The organism is Acetobacter papayae JCM 25143, from assembly GCF_000613285.1.
GTDB classification, from domain to species: Bacteria; Pseudomonadota; Alphaproteobacteria; order Acetobacterales; family Acetobacteraceae; genus Acetobacter; species Acetobacter papayae.
This window is the reverse complement of sequence record NZ_BAIN01000090.1, coordinates 1-7,984: the sequence shown is the minus strand read 5'-3', so window position 1 is coordinate 7,984 and position 7,984 is coordinate 1. Positions and strand designations below refer to the sequence as shown.

General features: G+C 61.3%; 5 protein-coding genes and 4 pseudogenes. 3 read left to right on the top strand and 6 right to left on the bottom strand.

All coding sequences use genetic code 11. The features are described 5' to 3' along the window. The 3 genes and pseudogenes from JCM25143_RS25295 to JCM25143_RS19830 form a co-directional block, all read left to right on the top strand. A pseudogene (locus JCM25143_RS25295) lies at nt 1–659 on the top strand (ABC transporter ATP-binding protein); the annotation flags it as partial. Between the two features lie 157 nt (nt 660–816). Beyond that, a complete protein-coding gene (locus tag JCM25143_RS19835; RefSeq protein ID WP_051543383.1) occupies nt 817–2,016 on the top strand; it encodes an HlyD family secretion protein in 1,200 nt (399 codons plus the stop codon). Beyond that, nucleotides 2,016–3,595 (top strand): annotated as a pseudogene (locus JCM25143_RS19830) (DHA2 family efflux MFS transporter permease subunit). Before JCM25143_RS19835 ends, JCM25143_RS19830 begins: the two are co-directional and overlap by 1 nt. A gap of 27 nt (nt 3,596–3,622) precedes the next feature. Here JCM25143_RS19830 and JCM25143_RS13650 read toward each other — a convergent pair. The 6 genes and pseudogenes from JCM25143_RS13650 to JCM25143_RS24360 all read right to left on the bottom strand — a co-directional run. Beyond that, the gene (locus JCM25143_RS13650; RefSeq protein WP_025861610.1) at nt 3,623–4,138 is read right to left on the bottom strand and encodes an RNA pyrophosphohydrolase; all 516 of its coding nucleotides are present in this window, start codon (nt 4,136–4,138) and stop codon (nt 3,623–3,625) included. Between the two features lie 175 nt (nt 4,139–4,313). After that, a complete protein-coding gene (locus tag JCM25143_RS19825; protein ID WP_234395295.1) occupies nt 4,314–5,231 on the bottom strand; it encodes a divergent polysaccharide deacetylase family protein in 918 nt (305 codons plus the stop codon). A gap of 27 nt (nt 5,232–5,258) precedes the next feature. Next, nucleotides 5,259–6,709, bottom strand: a pseudogene (locus JCM25143_RS19820) (S41 family peptidase). Next, a complete protein-coding gene (locus JCM25143_RS24370) occupies nt 6,706–6,873 on the bottom strand; it encodes a hypothetical protein (RefSeq protein ID WP_234395294.1) in 168 nt (55 codons plus the stop codon). The pseudogene JCM25143_RS19820 and the gene JCM25143_RS24370 overlap by 4 nt, the downstream one beginning before the upstream one ends. Nucleotides 6,874–6,892: 19 nt before the next feature. Then, nucleotides 6,893–7,474 (bottom strand): murein hydrolase activator EnvC family protein, encoded by a 582-nt coding sequence (locus JCM25143_RS24365; RefSeq protein ID WP_051543381.1) that lies wholly within the window; start codon nt 7,472–7,474, stop codon nt 6,893–6,895. Then, nucleotides 7,441–7,984, bottom strand: a pseudogene (locus JCM25143_RS24360) (hypothetical protein); the annotation flags it as partial. The gene JCM25143_RS24365 and the pseudogene JCM25143_RS24360, both read right to left, overlap by 34 nt.

The window sequence follows — 7,984 nt, the reverse complement described above, 5'->3', positions numbered from 1 at the left end:
CTTCGATGCTCAGCCGGGCTGCACGGTCGCACTGGTGGGGGCATCGGGGGCTGGCAAATCCACCGCCCTGTCTCTTGTGCCGCGCCTGCATGATGTCACCAGCGGGCGTATCGTGCTGGATGGGCTGGACTTGCGCGATATCCGGCTGGCCAGCCTGCGCGATGCCATTGCCTATGTCAGTCAGGACCCGCTTCTGTTCGATTTTTCTGTGCGTGAAAACATTCTGGTAGGCCGCCCTGAGGCTTCGGAAGAGGATGTGTGGCAGGCCATTCGTGCAGCCTCGGCCGAGCAGTTTATTACAGACCTGCCGAAGGGGTGGATACGCAGGTAGGGCCGGGCGGCAGCGGCTTTCAGGTGGCCAGCGCCAGCGTGTGGCACTAGCGCGCGCTCTGCTGCGCAACCCGCGCCTGCTGCTGCTCGATGAGGCCACCAGCGCACTCGACAGCCAGAACGAAGCCGCAGTGCAGGACGCATTGGCTACTTTGCGGCGTGGTCGCACTACGCTGATTGTGGCGCATCGTCTCTCGACCGTGCGGTCGGCGGATATGGTGGTGGTGATGGAGCACGGGCGCGCGGTCGAATGCGGCACGCATGACGGGCTGATGGCGCATGACGGTCTTTACGCGCAACTTGTGCGAACACAGGGCTTTGAGCGTTAGACACCCGCGCTGACAAGGGCGTCTTTCCAGAGCGGGTGTAAGGCCACGCTTGAAGCGAAACGGCGAACGTGCCACATACTGACCGAACCGGTCGGTCAGCGCAGTGCTGCGCGTGGCGGATTTTTATGACACGGTGTTTGCAGGGCAGGGATAAAGCATGGCGGACGAAAACCACGAACAGTCTCCCGAAACATCCGGCGCGCAGGGTGACGGGCAGGCAGGTGCAACCGGCAAGACCGAAGGCAAGAAGCCGTCACGCCTGAAACCGATTCTAACGACTGTTATTGCCATTCTGGTTGTTGCAGCCGGGCTTTACTGGTTTTTTACCCGCAACGACATTGACACCGATGATGCCTTTACCGCTGGACGTGCCGTTAGCATTGCCCCGCATGTCGAAGGCTACGTGGTGGAATTGCTGGTGAATGACAACCAGTTCGTGCGTAAGGGCCAGATTCTCGCCCGTATCGACCCGCGTGACTGGCAGGCCTCGCGCGATCGGGCTCTGGCCTCGCTCGACGCTGCCAAGGCAACGGCGCAGGCCAGCGAGATGATGCACGCCGTGGCCATGCTCGAATATCCCGGTGCGTTGATGCAGGCGCAGGGTCGTCTGGCCGAAGCCCGCGCGCAGGAATTCCGTGCCCAGACAGATTATCGCCGCCAGCATAGCGTGGCCCGTGCAGCCACCTCGCAGCAGGATATGGATTACGCACAGGCTGCACTCGATTCAGCGCGTGCACAGGTGACTGCTGCACAGGGTACGGTGCAGATGGCCATGCCCGTGCAGCCGAACATCCATAACACCGCTATACGCGTGACCCAGGACGAGGCCAATGTGCACGGCGCTGATGCCGATCTGGTTAATGCGGATCTGAACCTTGGCTGGACTGTTCTCCGTGCCCCGTGTGACGGCTGGATCAGCCAGCGTAATATCGAGCAGGGTGACTACGTCCATAAGGGGCAGGCGGTTTTCTCCATTGTTGAACCCGAAGTCTGGGTGGTGGCCAACTACAAGGAAACCCAGATTACCCACATGAAGCCGGGCCAGAAGGTGGATGTGCGTGTTGATGCCTATCCGAGCCTGAAACTGCGCGGGCATGTTGATTCCCTGCAAAAGGGCACAGGGGCTACGTTCAGCGCTTTCCCGCCTGAAAATGCCACCGGCAACTACGTCAAGATCGTGCAGCGCGTGCCGGTGAAGATCATTATTGACGAAGGGCTGGACCCGGATCAGCCGCTGGCCCTTGGCCTGTCCGTCGAGCCCGTGGTGCATGTGGATACGCAGGGCCGCTCCGATGCGCCGCCGCCCCGCGCCCCGGCCGATGCAGCGGCGCAGGACAGCCAGCAGGCGCATCCCTGATGGCCTCGGCAGCCGATAACGTCGCTCCCGGCGGGTGGAAGCCCAAGCATAATCCATGGACGGTCGCCTTTGTGGTTACACTGGCGGCGTTCATGGAAATTCTGGACACCACCATCGTCAACGTGTCGCTGCCTCATATCGCGGGCAGCCTGTCCAGCACGTATGACGATGCGACATGGACACTCACCGCCTATCTTGTTGCCAACGGCATCGTGCTGACCATTTCCGGCTGGCTTGGAAAAGTCTTCGGTCGGAAAAACTATTTTCTTATCTGTATCATCATGTTCACGGTTTCGTCCTTTCTGTGTGGCACGGCCACCAGTCTGGGCGAACTGGTGGTGTTCCGGCTGATGCAGGGCTTCTTTGGTGGCGGGCTACAGCCCAACCAGCAATCCATTATTCTGGATAGTTTTCCCCCGGCCAAACGCGCGGCGGCTTTTGGGCTTACGGCCATTGCTGCGGTGGTGGGCCCGGTGATCGGCCCGACACTGGGCGGGTGGATTACGGATAACTTTTCCTGGCGCTGGATTTTCTTCATCAACGTGCCGTTCGGCATTCTGACGACAACCGGCGTCATGGCTGTGGTGGAAGACCCGCCATGGGCGCGCAAGCAGAAAGCCCCGGTGGATGCGATTGGCATCAGCCTGATCACCATTGGCTTTAGCTGCCTTGAAATCATGGTTGATCGCGGGGAGGATGCGGACTGGTTCGGCTCCACCTTTATCCGGATCATGGCGGTTCTGGCTGTTTTCGGTCTGGGTAGCGCTGTGCTGTGGCTGCTGCATACGGATAAACCGGCTGTTGATCTGCGGGTTTTCAAAGACCGTAACTTCGCTATGGGTACGGCCCTTATGGGTGCCATGGGTGCGCTGCTTTATGCCTCGGCTATTGTGGTGCGCAGTTTGCCCAGCAGGTCATGGGGTATACGGCCACACTCTCCGGTCTTGTGCTTTCACCCGGCGGACTTGCGGTGATTGTGCTGATCCCCATTGTAGGCAAGCTCATGACAATCATGAGTGTGCGCAGCGTGATCGCCACAGGGTTTGCGCTCATGGGGTGCTCGCTGTTCTTTTCAGCCCAGCTTTTGCCTCTGCTTGATTTCAGGCATCTGGTGCTGTTCCGTATGAGCCAGACCGCCTGTTTGGCCTTCCTGTTCGTGCCGCTTTCCACCATCGCATACGCCACAATTCCCGAACGCCTGAATGCCGATGCCTCGGCTCTGTTCAGTATGTCGCGCAACGTGCTGGGGTCTCTGGCGATTTCGGGTGCTACGGCCCTGCTGACCGAGCGCAGGCAGGCCCGGCAGGCGCATATGACACATTGGATGACGACCTATCACCAGCCGTTCAATGACTATCTGGATAGGGTGCGCAGTGTAGCGCTGGCGCGTGGTACATCGCCCGCACTACTGGATAACGTAGCCCAGCATACGATGTTCCAGCAGTTTACCAAACAGGTATCCATGCTGGCGTATAATGAGGTTTTCATGATTTTGGGGATCGGGGCTTTCCTGTGTGTCCCGTTCTGTTTCCTGTGCTCACCCATGCGGGGTGATGGCAAGGTAAAGGCCGCGCATTAACCCTGCGCGGCCAGTAGGCCACGCTCTTTAGCGGGGTGTGGTCAGGCCTGCGAAGTCGCGGGCCAGCCGTTCATATATCGGCTTTTTGAATCCGACATTACGGGCTGGCAGGGTGTTCAGGTCCACCCACATCCACGCATCGAATTCGGCAGGCAAATGTGTATCCAGCCGGATATCGGCATCCTGTCCGGTAAAGGCGAGCGCAAACCATTTCTGGGTCTGTCCACGGTAACGGCCACCCAGCGCCTTGCCGATCAGGTGATCGGGCAGGTCATAGGCAATCCATTCCGGGTGTTCTGCCAGAATATGCACGGCATGGGTGCCGGTTTCTTCCCATACTTCGCGCAGCACGGCTTGTGCGGGGTCTTCCCCTTCATCGATACCGCCTTGCGGACACTGCCATGTGCCTTCACTCAAAGGGCCACCGGCCCCCGGCATGTCCGTGCGGCGCGCAATGAATACCCGGCCATCAGGATGAAAAATCATAGCCCCGACATTGGGGCGGTAAGGCAGGGCCGAGGCAGGGGGAGCGGTTTCTGACATAACGGTTATCGGCTTTGTGTAGCTTGGGGAGCGGCCAGATTGACCCGCATGGCTCCGTTTGGTGTTGTGGGCGTAACGTCGGCCGGGTCTGGCGGCAGGATAAGCTGGCTTACCGGCACAAGGGCAATGCCGACATCTTTCAGATGGGCAATCCATGCTCGCAGGCAGGCCAGCGCTACGGGCCGGAGCGGCTCATGACACCAATGGCATGGCCGTTGCGCCGTGCTGCCTGCTGGAGTTTGAGAAGCTGGATATCAATCCCGACGATATCCGTATCCGCATTGATCTGCACATCCGCCTGTCCCAGCAGTCCTGCGCCGGTAATGGGCTGATCCACTGTGCCGTTCACGTAAAGCAGGCCACGCTTGTCCAGTGTGCCTAGAATGGTGGTGAAATCCTGTGAGTGCAGCAGGGTATTTGCATTCGGCCCAACAGGTGCCCCCACTACGCCAACATAACCCGCCATGCGTGAGAGAACCCAGTTCAGGTTATCTGTGTTCTGCTGTGAGGAATTGAGCAGGCTGATGGCGCGTGGCCCGGCATCGTCTGCCGGGGGTGTTTGGGTGGTGGTGGGTTTGTCCTTGCTGGCCTGCATGGGCAGCACCAGCAGGGTTTCATGCTGGTACTGGCGTGCAGTTTCCATGAGCGTATCCGCACCCGAAAGATAGGGCGAAAACGCAACCGATACCGCACCGGGCAGCGAGGCCATAGCATCGGTCGACTGCTCATCCGGCTGGCTGATACCTTCTAGTAGCACCGCCACCATGGGGGTGCCGGGCGGTACATCCACGGTCTGTGCAGCGTAAATCTGGCGAGCGGTCTGCCCGTGCGGGCCTGTCAGGGGCAGGGGAAAGCCGCCGGTGCCGTTATGCTTTTCCAGCAGCGCCATCTGGGGCGGCAGAATGCCGGTGTGGTCGCCCTTCAGGTGGTGGCGGGCCACATCCGCATTCCATTGGGCAATGGAGGGATGTGGCGGCCTGATAAAGTGCAGGGTTGCCCCCAGAATGGCGGCAACCGCCACAACGGCAAGCCAGAACCAGATGAACAGTCTGCCGCGGGTGGTAAGCCGCCGCCACAGGGAAGGGGTACGCATGACCGCTCTCGTGCTCGCTTTACGCTGTTACTGGTGCTGCGCGCCGTCCGTTTTTGCCGGGGTTTTGGGGGCGGGGGCGGCAGGCACGGCCGGAGCAGGGGCCGGCAGCCCGGCCATGGAGCGGACAACCCGCAGGCCTTCTTGCAATTGAAAGTCGGTGGAAGGCTTGGTGTAATCGAACTCGGGCCAGTTGGCGGGCGGTTCGTTGGGAATGTCCGCGGCAATGGCAGGCAGGTCGGTACGGGGCTGGGGCTTGGTGGTGTTGCCGCCCTGATTTTTGAGAATATGCTCAAGATCGGCTTCACGCAGGCTCAGGCCGGGGTCGTCACGCGTTTCCTTGACCGTGATGTCGGGCATGATGCCCAGTGCCTGAATGGAGCGACCCGAAGGTGTGTAGTAGCGCGCCGTGGTCAGGCGCACAGCACCATTGCCCGGAATGGGGATGATGGACTGCACCGATCCCTTGCCGAACGAGCGCGTGCCCAGCAGCACGGCGCGATGGTGATCCTGCAACGCACCAGACACGATTTCAGAGGCAGAGGCCGAGCCACCGTTGATCAGCACCACCATGGGCAGGCCATCGGTAATGTCGGTGCCGTGGGCATCCCAGCGCTGGCTGTCCTTGGGGTGGCGCGCCCGGGTGGACACGATCTCGCCCGAACGGATGAAGCTGGAGGAAACCTCCACCGCCTGATCAAGCAGCCCGCCGGGGTCGTTGCGCAGGTCCAGCACAAGGCCCGCAAGCTTGCCGCCTGCCTGCTGGCGCAGGGTGTTGTAGGCCTTGAGCAGTTCTTTTTCCGTGGTTTCGTTAAACTGAGCGATGCGGATATAGCCGATCCGGTCGTACAGGGCGGATTTGACCACGTCGATATGGATGATTTCGCGGGTGAGTGTCACCACGATGGGCTTGGGCGTTTTTTCGCGCACCAGTGTCAGCGTGATCTTGGTGTCGGGCTTGCCGCGCATTTTCTTTACGGCTTCATCCAGCGGCATGCCGTCCACGGTGTGGCCATCCACGGCGATGATGTAATCACCCGCCTTGATCCCGGCCCGGAAGCCGGCGTGCCGTCAATGGGGGAGACAACGCGGATATGGCCGTCCTGCTGCTGGAGTTCCAGCCCAAGGCCGCCAAACTCGCCTTTCATCTGCACCATCATGTCTTCGTACTGCTTTTGCGTCATGTACGAACTGTGCGGGTCAAGGCCGCTGAGCATGCCATTAAGCGCATTGGTGATCAGATCACGGTCGGATACGGGCTCGACGTAATCGGAGCGCACCAGATCCAGAACCGTGCCGAACAGGGTCAGCAGGCGGTAGGTTTCGGCGTGGTTTGCGGTGGGCGCGGCATCGGGTGTCGCGGTCTGCGCCTGAACAGGGGCAGGCAGAAGGATTCTGGCAGGGAAGTGACCTGGAGAGAAAGCCAGGGCAAGGCCGGTCATGGCGGTGGCACCGAGCATCAGACCTGTGCGGAACTTCATGCGATCTTGTCTCCTGTCGCCAGAACCGGGAAAAACCCCGTGGCGCGTGTTCGTCCTGTCTTTTTTCCGGCCTGCCATAGCCCCGCCCAAGGGGAGGCATGGCGTGTGGCAGGTCGCGTTGCGGGCGAGACTAGCCTGTTCCGCAACGCAGGGAAACCGCCCATGCCGTCATGGCTTTACGCCCTACAGGAAGGGGGCCGGGTTGATGCTCTGCTGCCCGTGCCGGAGTTGTATGAACAGTCTGGCTGAACTGCCCGCATTTCCCATGTGTCCTATGGGTGCGCCCTTTGTCAAATCCTGCCCGGTATCGACTGAAAGCTCGGAAAGGCCTGCCAGAATGAAGCGGTAATGGCGGCCGCAGTTGAGAATGACCATACGCCCATATGTGCGGAACACACCGGCAAAATCGACCCCGCCGGTGCAGGGGGCGCGCACGCTGGCACCCGGCGGGGTGCGGTAGGTCATGCCTGTGGCGGGACCGGATTCGGTGCTGGCCCCCCATGCGCTGAGCAGTGTTCCGGCCACGGGCTTCAGCCCGGGAGTTGCCCCGCTTTGTTCGTTCAGGCCGGGGCCTTCCGCTGTGTTGGCCTGTACGGTGTCCTGCTGGCTGGTTGTGGCCTGTGTATCGGCCGGAGATGTAAGGGTGTGTGTTGTGCGCGGGCGGGGCGGCGGAGCGCTCAGGGCTTGGTGCAGGCGGGTTTCAGCGGCGGTTTGCAGGGCTTCAAGCCGGTCTACGGCATCCTGCAGGCTTGAGGCGCGCTGCATGGCGTTCTGCAGCGCCTGCGTTGCCACACGGGCGGCACTATCGGCCGTTTTTGCGCCTTGCGCGCCTGATCAGCCTGCCTGCGCACGGTTGCGCGCTCGCTGGCCTGCTGCTGCTCCAGCGCTTCCAGTCGGGTTTTCTGGGCGGTGAGGTCGTGATCCAGCACGGCCAGCCGGGCCTGTTTTTCACGCAGGTCACGCGCTTCATCCTGCAACTGGCGTGACAGACCCCGCAGAACCAGAAAGCCGGTTACGGCATCGTTCTGGGGCAGGGGGGCTGCCAGCAAGGTATCGGAGGGATAGACCGAAAGCCGCACCGCCAGCGGCAGGATAGGGGCTAGTGCCTGTTCATGCCCCAGCAGGCTTGCAGACAGGGCCTGCTGCTCCTGATGGGTTGCATCCATACGGTCCGACAGATCGGCAATCTGCTGTTCCGTATCCTGTAGCTGCGCTGTAGCGCTGAGGGTCGCCGCAGAGAGGGCGCGGGCCTGAGTGCGGGCTGTGGCCGCCGCG